The sequence below is a fragment of the Chitinophaga sp. Cy-1792 genome (assembly GCF_011752935.1).
In the GTDB taxonomy this organism is placed as follows: Bacteria; Bacteroidota; Bacteroidia; order Chitinophagales; family Chitinophagaceae; genus Chitinophaga.
Window position 1 is genome coordinate 60,766 of the sequence record NZ_VWWO01000002.1, and the last position, 20,324, is coordinate 81,089.

The window sequence follows — 20,324 nt, forward strand, 5'->3', positions numbered from 1 at the left end:
GGCGCTATGGGGTGATTACGTGATCTACATCACTTTTTGTTGGAGGCATTATATAAACGGCTGAGTGTTTCTCTGGAAACGCCCAGATAGGCGGCAATCAGGTGTTTGGGAACCAGGGTGTATAGCTGGGGGTATAATTTAAGTAACTCCTCGTACCGGGTTTTTGCATCATTGTTCATGAGGGAAAGAAGCCGCCTTTGGGCGGCAACATATCCTCTGTTGGTGCGCCAGCGAAAGAAATATTCTACCTCATGGATTTCTTTGCACAGCCGTTCGCGGTCGGCTCCGGAGAGAAACAGTACTTCAGCATCTGTAATACAATCTATATTGATGGTTGCTTTGGTCTGATTGTAGAGCGCGTCATAGTCGGAGGTCCACCAGGTAGGCATGGCAAACTGAAGGATATGCATCTTTATCTCATCATTAATATAAAAAGCTTTCAGGCAACCATTGAGCACAAAATATTCTCCTTCTACCTTATCGCCTTCCGTTACAATTGCCTGGCCCTTTTTGAAGGAGAGCGGCTTGAAATGCGAGCTGAAATGAAGGAATGCCTCTTCCGTCAAAGAAATCGTTTTGGAAACATGCGCTTTTAATATATTGATATCCTGTGCCATTTTTTAGTTTGTAGAATCTGTAATGAAATATACGATTAATTACCAGAATGACTGGAATACCATTGAATCCGATGCTTTTCGTAATTTAGATAAATAGACATTACACCAGTTTTACAGTTATGAATTATCTCAATACACATATCCTGCAATATATTTCCATTAATGAGGAAAGGTTATTATCGCTGGCTGATTTTTTCGAAGAGCGGACCTACAACAAAAAAGAAATTTTAATGAAAGAAGGGGAGTTGTGCAAAGAAAAGTTCTTTATTTGTAAAGGCTGTGTGCAAACCTGTTTTACCAAAACTAACGGTGTCGTACAAACGGTGGAGTTTTCGTTGGAAAACTGGTGGGCTACGGATTTTAATGCATTTTCGAAGGGTATAAAATCGCAGTATACGATTCAGGCAATTGAAAAAACGGTGGTCATGGTACTTTCTGCAGAGCACCAGGAGCGGCTTTTAAAAGAATTTCCTGAAATGGAAAGGTATTTTCACCTGGTATTTCAACGGGCTTATGCAGCTACACAACACAGGATCAGGCTGTTGTATGAGTTGTCGCGGGAAGAATTATTTGAGAACTTTGTAAGGCAGTACCCAGCTTTTGTACAACGTGTTCCTCAGTATCTGTTAGCCTCTTTCCTGGGATTCACGCCTGAATATCTCAGTAAACTCCGGAAAAAGCACATTTCTTAATCCAGTTCAAGTTTATTTAAACATACATTGCTCAATTTTGTTCTCAGGTTCAATTAATGATTTAAAAATACAGATTATGGATCAGAGAATTAATATTAATAAAATTGAAAGTGAAGCCTATAAAGGAATGTATATGCTGGAGCAATATCTTAAAACCAGCAATCTTACTCCTATTCAGATACATTTAATTAAGCTCCGTGCATCACAAATTAATGGCTGTGCTTTCTGCCTGAATATGCATTCAAAAGAAGCATTACAATTGGGGGAAACGGCACAACGGATATTCGTATTGAGCGCATGGAGAGAGACTACGCTGTTTACCGACGCTGAACAGGTAATCCTGGAAATGACGGAAGAAATTACGTTGATAAGTCAGCATGGCCTTACTGAAGCCACTTATCAAAAAGCGAAAGAGACTTTCGATGAGCATACCATTGCCCAGATAATCATGTGTATCGCTACGATTAACTCCTGGAACAGGATTGCTGTCAGTACGCATATGGAACTTATATAGTAAAGCTGGTACAGAAATTTTCAGTTGCAGCGTTGTTTTGAACGCTGCAACTGTTGTTACTGACTAGTATACCCTTAGGATCTGCCCGGTAATATCTTCATTGATAGTTTTTTCATAAGCATCTACGAGTGCCTGCATGGATACAGGTTTCAGGCCAGGAAACAGGTGGCCGTAATCGGCTGCGGAATCTTCCGCCATCCCCGGACTTACAACATTGATCCGAAGCCCTCTCTGTAATTCAATGGCTGCCGACAGCACAAAACTATGTAAAGCACCGCTGGTAATGGCGCCACCAGTCACTCCCCTGTATGGGATGTCAGCAAATATCCCGGAGGTTAGCGTAAAACAACCATTGTTATTTAAATATTTCTGGCCGATGAGTACCAGGTTTATCTGACCAAATAATTTCCCTTTAAGATCAGCTGAAAGCTGTTGTTCCGTAAGTGTGGAAAAATCATCCAATGGGCCGGAAGCAGCAATACAGATGCAGGCATCGATGGCTGTTACCTGCTCAAACATGGCCTTGATGGATGTCTCAGAAGATACATCTACACGGATATCTCCGCTGTTTCTACCTGCAGTTATTATGGTATGGTGTTGAGATAATTGTGGGGTGAGTTTTTTGCCAATGGTACCATTGGCGCCGATAATCAGGATTTTCATGTAGCATTTATTTTTTAATCGTCTTGTTATGCAGACGATTAAGTTAGCTGTTTATTGGGTATTCAGGTAGATGAATAAACAATTTACAAAAATTTCATCATCCGGATTCCAGGTAAATAGGAGTCCATAATATTATATCCTGTGCAATTGGTTTGCAGTGGGGTAAAGTAGATTGTGATGTTTCCCAAACCCTCGAACAATACCTGTAGCAAAGAACCCAAAATCAATATAAAATGAAAAAAGTGTTTTGTTATCTCACCCTATTTCTGTTAGCAATTTTATTTTCCTGCAACAAAGGCGATAAGGCCCTTTCTAAGGTTCCGGACGATATTATCGCCAAACTCAAGACAGCCGGCTTCGATACCAGCGAAGGTGTTATGAAGTACAAAGATGGCTACCTCGTGGAGTATGATATTTTCCTGACGCCTGAACAGATCAGCGCGCTGGCAAATGAGAAAGACAGTAAAAAAGTTAAGGTAGAACATTATAGTACCAATAACCTGATTACTGGTACTCCACGAACAATTCGTGTATTCATAGACGGTGGATTTGACAGTTACCTGCAAAATGCGTTTGATCAGGCATTGGGCAGGTATAACAACCAGCATCTTGCTCTTAGCTTCCAGCGGGCTACTTCGGCTGCTGCTGCGGACATCAGCATTATTTCCTTCTATGAAGTTAGCAATGTACTGGGGTATAGTGCAGGTTTTCCTACAGGAGGAAATCCTGCCAGTCCTATACGCCTGAATACCTATTACTACAATGGTAGCTCACAGCGTGCCGATGCTGCCACCACCATTGCACATGAAATTGGCCATGCTATTGGTTTCAGACATACCGACTATATGAACAGGGCATTTAGCTGCGGAGGCAGCGGTGGCAATGAAGGAGATGCGGGTGTAGGTGCCAATCCTATTCTGGGCACACCTACGACACCATCTGCCGGCTCGTGGATGCTGGCTTGTTCCAGTAATACTGACCGCCCTTTTACTTTCTACGACAGGATTGCACTGGTAACTACCTATCCTGGTACTTATCCTGGTGATGCCGCGCCTATAGGACAAACCATTTCCCTGAAAGCCGGTATCAATGGTAAGTATGTTTGTGCCGAAAATGGCGGTGCTGCTGCATTAATTGCCAACAGAACTGCTGTCGGCGCCTGGGAACAGTTTAAGGTGATTGATGCCGGTAACGGCCTTATTGCATTACAAGCCCTCGTAAATAACAGTTACGTTTGTGCCGATAATGCCGGCGCATCTCCAATGATAGCCAACCATACTGCTATCAACATCTGGGAAAAATTCCGCTGGATCAACAACGGAGACGGTACCATCAGTATCCAGGCATTTGTGAATAATAGCTTTATTTCTGCTGAAAGTGCCGGCGCTGACCCACTGATCGCCAACCGTGAAGCCATCGGCCCATGGGAGAAATTCTCCTGGCAGCCGCTGTAAAAGCTTATAAACATTACAACAGCTGGTGAAAATAGCCAGCTGTTGTAGTTATTGATGCCCGCCAGCTATACAAATTCCACGAAAATTTCCTATTTTGTATTGACCATGCAAAATAGCTCAGCCATATTATTGGAAGCAGGAACCTATGTTGGAGAACCGGTACGTCAGCAATTGTTTGATGGTATCATCGCTTCAGAAAACTTTTATGAAGAAGGAACAGTATCTGACTGGCATTTTCATGAAAACCCGCATTTCTCGCATATCCTGAATGGGGGCAGTAAGGAAATGCGTGGCAAAGGCAGTGGACAACAACGCTCAGGTTCATCGCTGTATTACTATCCTGGCATCCCTCACCAGAATATCGATTACCTGCCCGGTACCCGGATCTTTAATCTTGAATTTACCAGCGAATTTTTCACGAAATACAATATTGCCATCCCGGAAGAATCCTGGATGTTTAGTGATAATACCCAGTGGAACAGCCATCTGCTCATCACAATTATGGCAGAGCATTACCTGAATGATGCCATCGGGAGTAGTTTGTCGGTACATCAGCTATGCCTGGATTTACTCAGTGCCCCCGCCGCTGACCAGGAGTTAAGTCCTGCCTGGACAAGAAAAGTTAAAGAAGCTATGTACGACAATTGGAGCAGCCCGTTATCACTTGCGGATCTTGCAGTGGAAGTAGCGCTGCATCCTGTTACGATCTCCCGGTATTTTCCCCGGTATTTCGGGTGTACAATGGGGGAGTATCTCCGTAAAATAAAAATTGAAAAAGCATTGGCCATGATAAGGGCCAAACAGCAATCGCTGACGGAAATCGCCTATGATTGCGGTTTTGCAGATCAGGCCCACTTTATAAAAACTTGTAAACGCCTTACGGGTATTACCCCCAAACAATACCAGAAACTATAAGTCAGGTTAATTACGTACAATTTTTCGCCTGACGAGGGTCCTACCTTCGCTGCAGGAGCAATGCCATTCAGCATGTTCTGTCAAGCGAAGTATTATGAATAAATTGATCCGTTTCTTTATCTCTTTAAGTGTTCCGCTGGTTTTTTCGGGCGGGGTAAAAGCGCAACAGCAAAATCAGGCCTTACATCAGTTGTTTGAGCGTTATAATGAGAAGGAAGCCTGGTTTAACCCATTACAGGCCACCGCCGATGGCTACCATCAATACGACGACCTGCTGCAAAATGATGGTGCTGCTGATTTTCTCAAATCAAGAAAGGCGTTTTATCAATCTACCTTAACAGCACTGCATCAATTCAACCGTGGCCGCCTGTCGGCCGCCGACCAGATCTACTATGATATCCTGGAATATATGCTGAATGTGAGCCTGGAAGGATTGCAGCTACACCTGGAGTATATGCCGTTTAATCAGTTTATCGGTGCTGTTGCTACAGATATGGCCTCTTTTGGTTCAGGCGAAGGGCCCCAGCCGTTTGCGACGCCTAAGGATTATGACAACTGGGCCAGGCGGATGATTGCCTTTAAACAGTGGACAGATACCGCCATTGCTAATTTTGAGAAAGGTAAGCAAGCGGGCAGGGTATTGCCAAAATCGCTGGTGAGCAAAATGATTCCGCAAATGGCTGCCCTGGCAGAGAGAGATACCGCCAAAAGTGTTTTCTACATGCCACTCCATAAGTTCCCTGCCTCATTTTCTGCACAGGAAAAGCAGCGTATAACGGTCATGTACCAACGAATTATCCCGGCTTATGTATTGCATTCCTATGATACACTGGCGGGCTACCTGGAACACAATTATCTGCCTTATGCGCAGGAGCAGCCAGGGCTGGCGGCATTGCCGGGAGGGGATAGCCTGTACAGGTATTTTATTAAGCAGTATACGACTTCTGCCGCATTGACACCGGATAGTATCTATAATCTCGGCATCAGCGAGGTTAACCGTATTACAGCGGCTATGGAACAGAATAAGGTGGAGACGGGATTTAAAGGCAGTCTGCAGGAGTATTTCCGCTTTCTGCGTACAGATCCGCAGTTCAGGCCATTTAAAACGCCGGAGGAAGTATTGAATGCCTATCGTGGGATCTACCAGAAAATCCAGCCACATCTAAAGGATCTTTTTGAGTATGAGCCTAAAACTGCTTTTGTTATCCGTCGGGTAGATCCTTTCCAGGAGGCCGCTATGGGTGGGCCTTTCTACATCAAGGGTAATCTGAAGGAAAAGCGCCCGGGCACTTTCTTTGTGCCGGTACCGGATGCCTCGAAAATCAATGTTGTCTTTTATGGCATTGAATGTACGTTCATACATGAAGCCATTCCCGGGCACCACTACCAGATTTCCTTGCAGCAGGAGCAGGCTGGCTTACCGGCATTCCTGCGGCAGAATGCCTTATACGCCTTCATGGAAGGATGGGCATTGTATTGTGAATCACTGGGAGAAAGCCTGGGGTGTTACACAGATCCTTACCAGAAAATGGGCGCTTTAAATAATGAAATTCACCGGGCAATACGACTGGTGGTGGATGTTGCTATTCATACCGGCAGGATGTCGAAAGACCAGGCTATTCAGTATATGATGGACCATGAGTCGGTCAGCAAAGAGATAGCTACGGCTGAAATTGAGCGCTATATGGCCTGGCCGGGACAGGCGTTGTCTTACAAGATTGGCGAATTAAAAATCAAGGCATTGAAAGCAAAGTATATGCAGTTACAAGGGAATCAATTTAGCGCACCGGCATTTCATTATGCCATGCTGAAATATGGCTGTATGCCGCTGGACGTCCTGGAACGTTACCTGGACGACTGGAATGCAGGCATAGAAACAGGCAGGCGCAGCAGGGAGCGGTAGCAGGAATCCTTATTATGCCCATGATAGCAGGTAATCTGGTTAATTTACCGTATTTTTCAAGGATAAAATGTATTCTCTTTTGATATTATTTGCCGATGTACCGGGATTTAATCTTAAAGTCTATACTAATCGTATCTATTACCAGTACTTAACCTGAATTATTTTAGCATGTTATCACAAAGAATGAAAGATGCACTTAATCAGCAGATTCTGATGGAAGCGCAGTCGTCACAAGCATACCTGGCCATGGGAAGCTGGGCTGAAATTCAACCCGGACTGAAAGGTGTAACAAAGTTCTTTTATCGCCACAGCGATGAAGAACGAATGCACATGCTTAAATTGATCCACTTTGTAAATGAACGTGGTGGTTTTGCCGTGATCCCTGCATTAGAACAGCCTGTAATGACCTTCGTGTCGCTGAAATCTGCCTTTGAGCAACTATTCAGACATGAAGTGAAGGTAAGTGAAAGTATTAATGACCTGGTTGAAATTGCACTTTCAGAGAAGGATTATGCAACCCATAATTTCCTGCAATGGTTTGTAATGGAGCAAATGGAAGAAGAAAGGCTTGCACGTGATTGTAACGATAAACTGGAGATGATTGGTGATGATAAAAGTGGTCTGTATCTCTTTGACAGGGATATTATGACCATGGACCAGGAATAAAATCTTATTTTATATTATGCCGATGGCAAATATTGCCATCGGCTTTTCCTTTTTCAATGCTTTATTTTGACGTATATGCCAGCTGCTGCCTGATGATTTCCCTGTCAGGTAGTTATTGTGTGCACTGTTCCTTCACCATTAAGGATGGCAGTTTTGTTTAGTGTTATTTCCAGTTTATTTTTCCGATTTTATAGGTAGATCTGCCCATGGTTTTAATGTTAAACGCAGTATACACTAGCTGGCCGGGCTTGAATTTATAAGAGTCCAGTGACAGATGATGTACATCGGTTTCATCTTTGGAGGCAAAGTGTTTTTCTGCTTTACCATCTTTGTTGATGCATACATAGGCAACGCCACTATTAGGCATTTTTCCACCAATCAGGAGACGGTCCGGTTTTTTGCCACCTTCATTGGATACACTGGTATTTTGAAGCAGGTCCAGGAAGAATAAATGCATATTGCCGGTACTGTCAACATTACATATGGTTCCGGAATAGTTCCTGTCCATATTCTCAAACTGATTTTTGGCGATGGTGTGCTGCCAGGCCATCGTATAATCCGTATTTATTTTCATGGCATAGCCGTCGAAACTGCCAAAGTCTGTACCTGTGTGATTTCCGGTGCCCCAGTTCCAGAATTCCAGCTGGTCGTAGTATAGGTATACACTTCCATCTTTCGCCCAGATTATATTTTCCAAACTCGCTTTGTTGGTGATAGGCTGCACCATTTCAATGTTTTTTACAGGGTCCATGGTATTGGTCGCCAGGTCATAACTGCCCCAATAGACGTTAGATAATTCTTTTAGTCCATTTTGTGTAGAAATCCATGCTAATTTATTTCCTTTTAGTTTCCAGCTTGGAACTGATTTGAGGTCTTCATTAATAGTGGGTAAAGCAATGGTTGTTATATCTTTTTCGCTCCTGACAGTGGTGAGTTCATATTTCATATAATCGTTTGGAGCAGGACGATAATTGGTGACCATATACAGTATTCCTTCATCACTGATTTCAATATCAAATAGCGCAATCTGTTTTTTAGTATGTTTGTCGTGAAACGTGATTGTTTTTTGAGCTTTCATGTGCTCATCAAAAATTTGAAGGTCATAAGTACCTGACTCTTTTGATTCATAGGTCCTGTACATTATAAAGAAGTATTTTTTATTCTCGGATTCGCCACTGTACATCGTGTAGTCGTCCTGCCGCGCGGTAAACAGGTTTTCCTTTAATGTGGCCGTGTTGTTATCGGCGTTTATCTGGTATAAGCCAACCATGTTTTTCTTATCCTGATAACAGGCATATAGTTCATTATTTTGTGTATAGGTAGTTATAAGTTTTTTCTTCTCCAGTGCCTCTAATTCATTTTCTTTTATCACTTTTAATTGATCGTCCAGGACAACCATGTTGGTATGATTATAATTTCTGTTATAATTAAATGCACTGTGTGGAGAAGCATATTCCAGACAAATTATCTTGTTGTTTAAAGCATATATGACATGCCAATAATCGCCATTCTCATATTCCGATTTGATAGAGGTAAATTGCTGCGAAAATGCAGGCAGGGACAGCAATATAGCGATACAGAGCGGGAAGGCCATGCGTAGTTTTTTCATAGGTATATTTATTATAAATAATAAATATATGAATTCATGCTGTAAAATGAAAACGAATATAGCTGGCGATGGGTACCTGGGTTTTGTCTTTTTGGTCATCGTTTACTGATAACCTGGGTCTCTCAATAAAGACCCAGGTTATCAGTACATTATTTTAAGTTTATTGTAAACACTCTTCTTTCATCGCATACGATTCCTTCCTCTCCAGCGAAGCCCGCAACAATATCATCACAAATGCCAGCGCCCCGAAAACGATTGTCATCCAGGGGGTATACTGTACACCTTTGCTGGCAATGATCCATCCACCGACAGTAGTGCCTAACGTAACGCCCAGGTTACCGAAAGAGGTAGCCAGGCTATTGGCAAACTCCAGTGCATGCGGCGCCGAGGAAATCATATAGGTAGAGGCATTCAGAAATGCCGGCGAATACATAAATCCCCACAGGCCGATTACCGCTACAGTGGCCACCATATTGCCGTTGGACCAGTGCAGCAATACCGGAATAAACAAAGTACCGGAAAGAAAGAATGCAGTTGTTGCCGTAATATTCCTGTTGAGCATTTTCCCTGCTAACCACGTAGCAACAACGCCAATGATGCCGAATACAAAAAGCATATAGCTGACCATCGTTTCGTCCATACCCTTTGCTTTGTTGAGGTATTCTGCAAAGTAGCTATAGGTGCAGAACCAGCCGGAAATCATGAAGAAATTCATCAATGTACTGACAATAAAAGTAGGCTGCCTCAGAATGCTCAGCTGACTCCCGTAAGATTTCTTCGCTGTCACCGGCATATTCTCCAGTCCGAAATATATCGTCAGCAGGGCAATCAGGCTGACCACTGTTTGCACCATGAATGAATATTCCCAGGTGAAGATGCTGGCAAGATAGGTGGCCAGCGGTACCGTGGTAACCATGGCTAAGGTTACCCCACTGAATACGATGCTCATCAGTTCATTTTCATTCGATTTGTTGCCCCTGGAAACTGCCACAGACAAGGCTGTGGCAATATATACCGGCTGCAGGAATGCAGGTAGTATGCGTACCACCATCAACAACCAGAAGGGCGGAGAGCAGGAAGAAACCACGCCTGTGATCAGGAAGCAGCCGATAGATGCCAGCATGATCTTTTTTCTGTCGTAGCCAGATGCCAGCAATGTCATGAAAGGCCCGGTGAGTGCTATTACCAGCGCGAAAGAACTTAGCAATAGTCCGGCTTTGTCTATACTTATTTTATAATGCGCAGCTATCTGTGGCAATATTCCTATTACGCCAAACTCTGTGGTAATAACGCCCAGGAAGCCCAGACTGCCTATATATGCATATTTTTTCATCCTGTTTTTTTTCGTTTATGCCTGCCTGTTATTATTTAGTCAGATGGGAATAGATTACGTTACTGTAGCGGGTTTGCAGCTCAAAGTAGTCTGCCGGCAGGTACTCCTGCGAAAAGATCAGTACAATCATCTTTGCGGCCGGGTCTACCCAGTATTGTGTGTTGAATGCGCCGCCCCAATAGAAAGTACCAGGGTTTTCTGCATATTTAAATTTATTTTCCGGTGTCACCAGCTCAAAGCCCAGCCCGAAGCGGCGATCAGGTTCTCCGTGTGCTATCGTTGCCTGTGGTAGCTGGTTGGTAGTCATCAGGGCAATGGTGTTGCTGCTGAGGAGCTGTTTACCATTGTAACTGCCGCCATTCAGCAGCATGGTCAGGAACTTTGCATAGTCGGTGGTAGTGGTGCTTAAACCTGCGCCTCCGGATAAATAGGTGTCCTTCTTCAGGGGGTAGTCTGCCGGGTTTCCTTCATAGATAAGGTGTTTTATTGTAGCCCATCCTTTGTCAGTTTTTTCGCTGATGCTAACGAGCCGGTTAGCTTTTTCCTTCGGCAGATGGAAGTAGGTATCTTTCATGTCCAGTGGCTCAAATATGCGTTTGCGGAAAAATTCGTCCAGTGGCATGCCGCTTATCACTTCTACGAGATATCCCAGCACATCGGTGCTGAGGCCGTAGGTAAAGGCTTCTCCGGGATTGTGTACGAGCGGCTGCTTTGCCAGCAGGGCTATTTTGTCTTTTAACAGGCCTTTACTACCAATGCCGGTTGCTGTCCCTGATTTGGCGTAAATGGCATTGAACCGGGGATCGGAGGAGAAGGTAGGGTAGCTGAGTCCGGAAGTATGACGCAGGAGGTCCCTGATGCTGATTTCTTTGCTGGCGGGCACAGTGGTGTAGCTGCTGTCTGCCGGGTTGAAAGAGGCCAGTACCTTTGGGTTTTTGAAGGCGGGAATATATTTTGAGATGGGATCGTCGAGTAGGAGGTAACCATCCTGCCATAGCATCATGACGGCCACGCTGGTGATGGCTTTTGTTTGAGAGGCCACCCGGAATATATCGTCCGTTTGTAATTTGCGTTTTGTCTCCATATCGGCATATCCGAAGGCTTTATTATAAGCTGTTTTACCGTCTTTAATTACCAGCACGTTAATACCGGTAACTGACTGTTGTGTGACTAATCTTGCGGATAGCTCATCCAGTTTTGCTGTCAGTTGATTTTCCTGTGCTACGGCGCTGCCGGCCATTATTAAGCCTATCCATGTTGCATATATCCTGTTCATATTCGTCATAATTTAAATTGAGCTTCAAAATTATTGCGCTATCCTTACTTTTGTATAGTATACAGCTAATTGTATGGTACTAACAAATTTGTAAGTAATGGGAAAAAGAAAGACAAATTCGACCAACATCATCAATGAAGAATATATAAAAGCGTGTGATCTGACTTATGCTATCTGCATGGTAGGCGGCAGATGGAAACTGTTGATATTATGCAATCTGGAGCATGGGAAGTTACGTTTCAGCGAGCTGCGTAATGCCATTGGCGGCATTACAGAAAGGATGCTGGCATTGCAGCTGAAAGAGCTGGAGAAAGCAGGACTGGTAAAAAGAACGGTATATGCCGAAGTTCCACCAAGGGTAGATTACGAACTGACAGCCATTGCCAGGGAGCTGGTGCCAATATGGGCGCAGTTAAGCCAGTGGGGAAGGAAGCACAAAGAAAGCAATGCGGACCTCTCTTTTGTAGAAGCACTGGCAATTGCTGATTAACAGTGTTTTATTCTGTAACCGATGCCTTTGGCATCGGTGCGTTGGTTCTCTCTAATATTTTTCTAATAAGATTTTATACCCCTTCTAATGGCCTCTTTCTGAGGCTATTTTACTTTTGCACTGCATTTAAAATAATGATCTGACTAATGGATAGTTCATTTTCGGAAGTAAATCATTTGACAAACCGCTCTTCGCTGTAGGATGGCAATGGCTATCCTTTGCCAGGAGCCTTATACCATCAACATGTACCTACAACTTTATAGTATTCCTTATTACTGATCACAGCATATATCTGCACAATTCAACAAAAAACAAAGGCGAGTAAAATCTAAAATCATGGTTGTAAAACAAGTCCATATGCATGGCATGAAATCTCTTGTGCTGCTATGTATGGGAGCAGGAATGGTAATGTCCGGTGTTTCCTGCCAACAGGCCCAGGGCGGCAATGAAACGGTTTCCTATACAAATAACGGAGATACTGTAACGATACCGCTCAATTCTAATCTTATCAGTAAATTGAAAGATACGGTAGTGACAACAGAACCCTATCGCCTGCAACTCTTTACCGCTGGTACTGTGAAAGCTATCCCTACGCAGTATGCGGAAATTGCACCTCCTTTCCAGGGTAGGGTAACCCGCTCCTACCTTCACCTGGGCATGAAAACTACCCCATCCACACCGCTGTTTGAAATATCATCACCTGATTTTATACAGGCACAGAAAGTCTTTTTCCAGGAGAAATCACAACTGGAACAGGCACGTAAAAACCTGCAACGTCAGCAAGACCTTGTAACACACGGGGTAGGCTCGCAAAAAGACCTGGAAGAAGCACAGACAGCCTATGATGTTGAAAAGAAAGAATTTGAAAATGCCGCTGCCGGCATCCGCCTGTTTAAGGCAGACCCGGATAAGTTATCGTTAGGACAACCATTAGTCGTACATGCACCTATCGTTGGTGAAGTGGTAGAGAATAAAGTGGTGCTGGGTCAGTTTATTAAGGATGATGCTGCGAGTGTGGCCACGGTGGCTGATCTCTCTAAAATATGGATTGCCGGACAGGTAAAGGAAAAAGATATCCGCTTTATTCATGAACTGGACGAATGCAATATCGAAATTGCAGCACTTCCGGAGAAACATATTAAAGGCAAGGTATATCACGTGAATGAAATCGTGGATGAGTCCACCCGTAGCGTGGAAGTATTGATTGAAGCCAATAACGCTGACCATACGCTGAAACCAGGTATGTACGTGACCGTGAATTTTGTAGATGCTCCCACGGATGCTATCCTGATACCTGCCAAAGCACTGATGCAGATGAATGATGCCAGCTTTGTATTTATAGAGATAGCACCTCACAGGTATATCCGTCGTAAGGTGGTTGCTGGCGCTACTGTTGGCGACCGCGTAGTTATTCAGTCTGGTCTGAATAACGGAGATAAGATCGTTTCTTCCGGCGGCTTCTATTTACTGGACGCTAAATAACCCCTGTACTGAACATGAAGAAATTAATACTTACTGCCATACAAAAGCGCTGGCTGTTAGCAGCGCTATTCATACTGCTGGGTGTTTTCGGCTATTATTCCTGGAAACAATTATCTGTAGAAGCCTACCCGGATATCGCCGATGTTACCTCACAGGTGGTTACACAGGTGCCCGGACTCGCTGCAGAAGAAGTAGAACAGCAAATCACCATTCCGGTAGAACGCGCACTCAATGGCATGCCCGGCATGCACGTAATGCGTAGCAAAAGCACGTTCGGACTGAGTATCATCACCATTGTATTTGATGATGGAATTGATGATTACTGGGCCAGGCAAAGGATCACAGAGCGTATGAATGATGTGGACCTTCCTTATGGCGCCAAGCCGGGACTGGATCCGCTGACATCGCCGATCGGTGAGATCTACCGCTATATTATTGAAAGCAAAAATCATGACCTCCGCCAGCTGACTGACTTACAGACCTGGACCATCATTCCCCGCATCAGGCAGGTGCCGGGTGTGGCCGATGTAACCAATTTTGGCGGTATCACCACACAATACCAGGTAGAGCTGGACCCGCGAAAGCTGGAACAATACAATCTTTCGCTGGGGGATGTGCAGACAGCCATCAACAATAACAATGCAAATGCCGGTGGTAGCGTGCTTACACGCGGCGACCTTGGCTATGTGGTACGTGGTATCGGTCTGGTAAAAAAACTCGATGGACTGGGAAATGTTGTCGTGAAATCAGTAAATGGTGTGCCGGTATTTTTAAAAGATATAGGTACGCTCAAATACGGCAACCTCGAACGTAAAGGTATACTCGGTTATACCGACCGTAAGGTAGATTATAGCGAAGGGGTAGAAGGTATTGTGTTATTACTGAAAGGCCAGAACCCTTCCGTGGTGCTGAAAGGCATCCATGATGCGGTAGAAGACCTTAACAAAAACCTGCTGCCGGAAGGGGTTACCATTCGTCCTTATCTCGACAGAACAAACCTGGTAGATACTACGCTGGATACGGTGTCGCATACACTGCTGGAAGGTATGAGCCTGGTGATTATTGTGCTCATCGTTTTCCTCGGAAACTGGCGTGGGGCCCTGATCGTGGCCATTACCATCCCGCTGGCACTGCTCATTGCATTCATTCTGATGCATTTTACGCATATCCCGGCTAACCTGTTATCCCTTGGTGCTATTGACTTTGGGATCATCGTGGATGGGGCTATCGTAATGATGGAAACGATATTGAAGAAGCGTGAAGATAATCCGGCAGAAGAATTACAGGAGCGGTCGATAGGACAATATGCAGCGATGGTAGCCCGGCCTATTCTCTTCTCCACCATTATCATCATCACCGCTTATCTGCCATTATTCTCTTTTGAGCGTGTAGAGAAAAAGTTGTTTACACCAATGGCCTTTACGGTAGGATATGCGCTGATAGGTGCACTGGCGGTGGCTTTGCTGCTCATTCCCGGACTCGCCTATGCTGTTTACCGCAAACCGCGTAAACTCTATCATAACAAATGGCTGGAGAAGCTGACCGGATTTTACGATAGCCGTATCCGTAAGATCATGCAAAAACCTAAGCAGGTATTTATTCCGCTGATCATCGTACTCACAGGTGCTGTCATTCTCTCCGCTACCGTTGGTAAGGACTTCCTGCCGCCGCTGGACGAAGGTTCTATCTGGGTACAGGTGCAGCTCCCGCCGGGTGTGTCGCTGGAAAAGTCGAAAGAGATGAGTGATAGTCTGCGTGCACATACCATGAAATTTGGAGAAGTAACCTATATGATGGTACAGGCGGGCCGCAACGACGATGGTACCGATCCGTGGACAGCCTCCCACTTCGAATGCAGTATTGGCATCAAGCCTTATAAAGAGTGGAAGCATGGCCGTACCAAAGAAGACCTGATCAACGATCTCGCGAAGGAATATGCTGCTATGCCGGGATATACGGTAGGTTTCAGTCAGCCTATGATCGATGGGGTGATGGATAAAATCGCAGGGGCGCATAGTGAGCTGGTAGTAAAGATTTATGGAGATGATTTCAGCGAAACCCGTCGTATAGCCGAAGAAGTACTTGGCACGCTCAAAACAGTGAAAGGCTCTGCTGACCTGGCCATTGACCAGGAACCGCCATTGCCGCAATTACAGATTTCGGCAGACAGAGACGCTATGGCACGGTATGGCGTAAACGTTAGCGATGTGAGCGAGCTGATAGAAGTGGCCATCGGCGGAAAGGCCGTATCACAGGTGTTTGAAGGAAATAAGGTATATGACGTGATATGCAGGTATGATGAAGACAGCAGAAATACACCGGAGAAGATAGCCAACCTGATGCTGACATCTTCCACCGGCGCGAAGATACCATTATCGCAGGTGGCGACCGTAAAAACCGCTACCGGTGAAAGTACCATCACCCGCGAAATGAACAAGCGTCACCTGACAGTGAAGCTGAACCTGCGCGGAACAGACCTCACTACCTTCCTGAATGAAGCACAGCAAAAGATAGAATCTTCTGTAAAATACGATCACGACAAATACCATATCGCCTGGGGCGGCCAATTCGAGAACCAGAACCGCGCCTATGCAAGGCTGGCCGTGATCGTGCCGCTGGCACTGGCCATCATGTTCCTGCTGTTATACGGCGCCTTTGGCAGGTTCAGACAGGCAGGCCTGATACTGAGCATTGTGCCGCTGGCCTTATTCGGTGGTATGCTGGCACTCAACGTACGTGGTATGACGCTGAACGTTTCATCTGCAGTAGGTTTTATCGCATTATTTGGTGTGGCCATACAAAATGGGGTCATCCTGATATCACATATCAACGACTTACGAAAGCAGGGGTATGAACTGCTCACGGCGGTGACAGAAGGAGCGAAGCATCGTTTCCGTCCGGTGCTGATGACCGCCACCGTGGCTGCGTTGGGGTTACTGCCGGCATCGCTGGCCACTGGTATAGGTTCTGACGTACAAAGGCCACTGGCAACAGTAATTGTATACGGTCTCTTTGTAGCCACCGCTATTACACTGTTCGTATTGCCTGCATTGTATTACCTGCTGGAAAAGAAATGGGGAAACAATGATTACAGCCAGGTGGCAGCAGATAATTCTTCCCACTAAAATGATTAATAGTATGTACCAACAATATAAAAAGATGCTCCTGCTATTGATGCTGGCCGGTATAGGCTTCTCTTCACAGGCGCAGACAGATACCGGTTTTATTCACACAGACCTGGCGCTGAATCAGTACCTGGGCAAGGTGGGCAAACAGAACCTGGGATACATCGCTACGCAGTATGATGTCAGCATTGCGGAAGCAGGTATTGAAAGTGCCAAAGTATTCCCGGACCCGGAATTGTCACTCGGTTACTTTGATAACCAGCAGGCTACCCTGCAGCTGGGCCGCGGTTATAACGCGGCACTCAGCACCACGTTTGAACTGGGCGGTAAAAGACCTGCCAGGATAGGGCTGGCTAAAAGCCAGGCTGAACTAAGCAAAGCCCTGTTGCAGGACTATTTCCGCAACCTGCGTGCCGACGCTGCCCTGGCCTATTACAATGCCTTACAGCAATACTATCAGTATAAGGTGCTGACAGATTCCTACCGTACCATGAAACAGCTGGCAGATGCCGATTCAATCCGGTTCAAACTGGGCGCTATTATGGAAGTGGACGCGCGCCAGTCGAAGCTGGAAGCAGGAACCCTGCTCAATACCCTTTACCAGGGCGAGGCCGACTGGAAAACATCACTGGTGCAGCTGAATCTGTTCATGGGTAAGGAGCAGCGGGATACGCTGGCGTTGCCTGTCGGTGATTTTGAAAACCTGAACAGGGATTTTCCGCTGATGAACATGATCGATAATGCGCAGAATAACCGTGCCGATGTAGTGGCCGCCAAAGGCAGTAAAACAGTGGCGGAAAAGACGTTACGACTGGCAAAGGCTAACCGTAAAATAGACCTGGGCGTTAATGCAGGCTTGCAGTTTAACGGGGAGTCTACCAACGAAATAGCACCTACGCCGGCTTACAGGAGTGTAAGCGCAGGCATTGCCATCCCTTTAAAATTTTCCAATACCTATAAAGGGGAGCTGAAGGCAGCAAAATATACCCTGAAGCAGTCTGAAGTGCAATACCAGGAAGTATTACTACAGATAAGCACAGAAGTTACGCAGGCCTATATGAACTATGAAGCTGCCAGAAAACAGGTAGCCCAGTACAGGAGCGGTCTGATGACGGAAGCAGAGAAAGTATTGGAAGGAAAGATTTATAGTTACAAGCGTGGTGAAACCTCTTTGCTCGAAGTGTTGAATGCACAACGTACCTACAACGATGTTCAGCAGAATTATTATCAGGCGCAGTACAACTATGCCGCTGCACTGATCAACCTGGAACGTAGTGCAGGTATTTGGGATTTACAGTAGATATTTGCCCGGATTTAGTATAGAAAGACCCCGCACAGGCTGCTCATTATTGAGCAGCCTGTTGTGTTTTTATGGTATCCTGTTGCCGGAAGAATGTGTAAGTTATCCAGTAGGATTTTAGTGCGGGAAGACGGAATTTAATGGTTAAGTTTGTTTACACTCGTACCTGTAGTAATTATTTAGATTGTTTGTTAGTAAAGGATGGTATTTGACCTGTAATCCAGTTTTGACATTTTAATAACCAAAACCTATTTATGAAATTTATTCCTGTAGTATTTTTTAGTTTGTCCCTTATTTTCATTTTGAATGGCTGTACTAAAGTATCAATTACTGTTGATCCTCAGCTACAGCAATTCTCCGCGGAAAAGAAGTCTATGACGCTTACCACTAACCAGAATGGGGATGTGTATGATGTGATCCGCCAACATACGCTGACAGCTGAATTTCAGCAAGATCGTGTATTACTGGTCAAGAAAGGCATTCGGCGTATGCAGCAGCTAAATGTTACCAGTCTTGATTATAATCAGCAGGTAGCTGTTTTAGGGGCGGATAGTTTATTTATGGAGGCTGCGTACCAGGATTTTACAGATACGTATAATTATCTCGTGGCGATAGGAAAGGCGAATAATAACGTTACCGGAGATGACCTTCCGAAGTCGGCCTTTGGATCAGATAACTGCATTGATGAGTATAATCAGAATATGGCCACGTTAACAAAAGACGTTTTGAACTATTTAGGTAGTTCAAGTTTTCCAGGCAATTTATCTTCGCTGGCATTAAATGGTTTTAAAGAACGTTTGATAGGTATCCAGGTCACCTATAGGTTCTGCGTCTTCTTTTTGCGTTCTGCCGGGGATGTTGTCGGAATTGATCCCGGGCCATCGGTAGATGTTGATATTAACCTCGCAGAAGCAGCCAAAGCCAAGGCAAGATCCATTGATCAGCTGGTAATTAATGCATTTGAATCATATAATCTTGGCCAGTTAGATGATGATCCATATCCTGTATATGACAGCTATACAAATGAAGATATTGCATTCATCATTACGCAAACGTATCTGGTACATTTTAATCGTGTCAATACCTATGCCTATTCCATGGCTGATATCTATGATTATATCCATGCTAACTATCAACAGGTAATACTGCCGCTGACAAGACCTTTGCCAGATTTTATGCAGCCTCACCTGTAAAAGGGTTATAAATAATTTACAGGTACGGTGTTTTGTTTAATAAGTATCCTTTGTATTATTACTAATCCACATGCAGATGATGGGTGATGATACAAAGGATTTTCATTTTTTGCCTTCCTAAGTGCTGAAAACGATTGCATATAATACCTGATCATGTTTGTGCCTAAACCACTTGCTGATTTTATTGTTTTATATAGCAGTTATTGTACCGGTGGTATATAAATGATCTTAAACATTTGTATTTTTCAGGTATAAACATATTCACATGTACAAGCTCATTGTTATGACGGCACTGATTTTTTCGGGACTGGCTGCATCTGCACAGAACCTGAAAACCGTTAACTATACGGAAGGCTCCCAGAAATTAAGTGGACTGGTTACCTCCAATGCAGGTAAGAAATTACCTGGCGTCCTCATTCTGCCTGCATGGATGGGCATCGATGAGGAGGCAAAACATGCGGCGCTGGAGCTGGAAAAGCAAGGCTATATTGCTTTTGTGGCCGATATCTACGGCGTAGGCAATACCCCGGCCGATAACGCAGGCGCGGGTAAATTATCTTCCCAGTACAAGCAGGACTATAAAGCATATCAGCGACGTATTGCAGCGGCTTTGGAGCAGCTGAAGAAAGAAGGCGCTACCAAAGTAGCCGTGATCGGTTATTGCTTTGGCGGTAGCGGCGCGCTGGAAGCGGCTCGCGGCGAACTGCCTGTGGTGGGTATCGTTTCTATTCATGGAGGCCTCGCTAAAGCCGCCGACCGCAAAAATGGCCCTATCTCCGCGAAAATGCTGATAGAAAACCCTGCTGATGATGGCAGCGTGAAGCCGGAAGATATGGCAAACCTCATCACCGAAATGAATGAAGGTAAAGCCGATTGGCAGATCATTACCTATGCGCATAGTAAGCATACTTTTACCAATCCAACCTCTCCTGACTACAATGAAGTAATGGCGAAGAGAGCATGGCAGCATACCTTAATGTTCCTGAAAGAAATTTTATAAGTATTATTGGGTAAGATTTATGCCAGCCTCCCGTATTTGAAAGGATGCCTGCGGCATCCTTTCAAATACGGGATAGTTCTGCGCCTCCGGTG

At 44.8% G+C, this 20,324-nt stretch carries 17 protein-coding genes; 12 read left to right on the forward strand and 5 right to left on the reverse strand.

Annotated elements, in window-relative coordinates; genetic code table 11:
* Positions 1 to 29 precede the first annotated feature (29 nt).
* On the reverse strand, positions 30 to 617 hold the full coding sequence (locus F3J22_RS14530; protein WP_167018584.1) for a Crp/Fnr family transcriptional regulator: 588 nt from the start codon (positions 615 to 617) through the stop codon (positions 30 to 32).
* Positions 618 to 736: 119 nt separating this feature from the next.
* Between F3J22_RS14530 and F3J22_RS14535 the strand changes: the two genes are divergently transcribed.
* Both F3J22_RS14535 and F3J22_RS14540 read left to right on the forward strand, forming a co-directional pair.
* Positions 737 to 1,309, forward strand: coding sequence for a Crp/Fnr family transcriptional regulator (locus F3J22_RS14535; protein WP_167018587.1), 573 nt, complete (start codon positions 737 to 739; stop codon positions 1,307 to 1,309).
* A gap of 76 nt (positions 1,310 to 1,385) precedes the next feature.
* Positions 1,386 to 1,823, forward strand: coding sequence for a carboxymuconolactone decarboxylase family protein (locus F3J22_RS14540; RefSeq protein ID WP_167018589.1), 438 nt, complete (start codon positions 1,386 to 1,388; stop codon positions 1,821 to 1,823).
* A gap of 63 nt (positions 1,824 to 1,886) precedes the next feature.
* Here the strand turns inward: F3J22_RS14540 and F3J22_RS14545 are convergent, their stop codons facing one another.
* Positions 1,887 to 2,486: a short chain dehydrogenase gene (locus tag F3J22_RS14545; RefSeq protein WP_167018591.1), complete on the reverse strand. Its 600-nt coding sequence runs from the start codon at positions 2,484 to 2,486 to the stop codon at positions 1,887 to 1,889.
* Positions 2,487 to 2,719: 233 nt separating this feature from the next.
* Between F3J22_RS14545 and F3J22_RS14550 the strand changes: the two genes are divergently transcribed.
* From F3J22_RS14550 to F3J22_RS14565, 4 genes are all read left to right on the forward strand, one after another.
* Positions 2,720 to 3,940 (forward strand): M57 family metalloprotease, encoded by a 1,221-nt coding sequence (locus tag F3J22_RS14550; protein ID WP_167018593.1) that lies wholly within the window; start codon positions 2,720 to 2,722, stop codon positions 3,938 to 3,940.
* 105 nt (positions 3,941 to 4,045) lie between these two features.
* Entirely contained in the window at positions 4,046 to 4,855 is an 810-nt protein-coding gene (locus tag F3J22_RS14555; RefSeq protein WP_167018595.1) for an AraC family transcriptional regulator, read from the forward strand.
* Positions 4,856 to 4,949: 94 nt separating this feature from the next.
* Positions 4,950 to 6,758, forward strand: a complete 1,809-nt coding sequence (locus F3J22_RS14560; protein WP_167018597.1) for a DUF885 family protein — start codon at positions 4,950 to 4,952, stop codon at positions 6,756 to 6,758.
* Positions 6,759 to 6,926: 168 nt separating this feature from the next.
* Complete coding sequence (locus tag F3J22_RS14565) at positions 6,927 to 7,424, forward strand: ferritin (RefSeq protein ID WP_167018600.1); 498 nt, start codon at positions 6,927 to 6,929, stop codon at positions 7,422 to 7,424.
* A gap of 163 nt (positions 7,425 to 7,587) precedes the next feature.
* Here F3J22_RS14565 and F3J22_RS14570 read toward each other — a convergent pair whose 3' ends face one another.
* The 3 genes from F3J22_RS14570 to F3J22_RS14580 form a co-directional block, all read right to left on the reverse strand.
* Positions 7,588 to 9,033, reverse strand: a complete 1,446-nt coding sequence (locus tag F3J22_RS14570; protein WP_167018602.1) for a hypothetical protein — start codon at positions 9,031 to 9,033, stop codon at positions 7,588 to 7,590.
* Positions 9,034 to 9,193: 160 nt separating this feature from the next.
* Complete coding sequence (locus tag F3J22_RS14575) at positions 9,194 to 10,366, reverse strand: MFS transporter (RefSeq protein WP_167018603.1); 1,173 nt, start codon at positions 10,364 to 10,366, stop codon at positions 9,194 to 9,196.
* A 31-nt stretch (positions 10,367 to 10,397) separates the two neighbouring features.
* On the reverse strand, positions 10,398 to 11,642 hold the full coding sequence (locus F3J22_RS14580) for a serine hydrolase (RefSeq protein ID WP_167018605.1): 1,245 nt from the start codon (positions 11,640 to 11,642) through the stop codon (positions 10,398 to 10,400).
* Positions 11,643 to 11,739: 97 nt separating this feature from the next.
* On the opposite strand from F3J22_RS14580, the gene F3J22_RS14585 reads away from it, so the two are divergent.
* The 6 genes from F3J22_RS14585 to F3J22_RS14610 all read left to right on the forward strand — a co-directional run bounded on the left by F3J22_RS14585 (position 11,740) and on the right by F3J22_RS14610 (position 20,232).
* On the forward strand, positions 11,740 to 12,132 hold the full coding sequence (locus tag F3J22_RS14585) for a helix-turn-helix domain-containing protein (protein WP_167018607.1): 393 nt from the start codon (positions 11,740 to 11,742) through the stop codon (positions 12,130 to 12,132).
* A 336-nt stretch (positions 12,133 to 12,468) separates the two neighbouring features.
* Positions 12,469 to 13,614, forward strand: coding sequence for an efflux RND transporter periplasmic adaptor subunit (locus tag F3J22_RS14590; RefSeq protein WP_167018609.1), 1,146 nt, complete (start codon positions 12,469 to 12,471; stop codon positions 13,612 to 13,614).
* A 14-nt stretch (positions 13,615 to 13,628) separates the two neighbouring features.
* A complete protein-coding gene (locus tag F3J22_RS14595) occupies positions 13,629 to 16,739 on the forward strand; it encodes an efflux RND transporter permease subunit (protein WP_167018611.1) in 3,111 nt (1,036 codons plus the stop codon).
* 13 nt (positions 16,740 to 16,752) lie between these two features.
* The gene (locus F3J22_RS14600; protein ID WP_167018614.1) at positions 16,753 to 18,039 is read left to right on the forward strand and encodes a TolC family protein; all 1,287 of its coding nucleotides are present in this window, start codon (positions 16,753 to 16,755) and stop codon (positions 18,037 to 18,039) included.
* Between the two features lie 254 nt (positions 18,040 to 18,293).
* On the forward strand, positions 18,294 to 19,232 hold the full coding sequence (locus tag F3J22_RS14605) for a hypothetical protein (protein WP_167018616.1): 939 nt from the start codon (positions 18,294 to 18,296) through the stop codon (positions 19,230 to 19,232).
* 265 nt (positions 19,233 to 19,497) lie between these two features.
* The gene (locus tag F3J22_RS14610) at positions 19,498 to 20,232 is read left to right on the forward strand and encodes a dienelactone hydrolase family protein (protein WP_167018618.1); all 735 of its coding nucleotides are present in this window, start codon (positions 19,498 to 19,500) and stop codon (positions 20,230 to 20,232) included.
* The last annotated feature ends 92 nt before the right edge of the window (positions 20,233 to 20,324 follow it).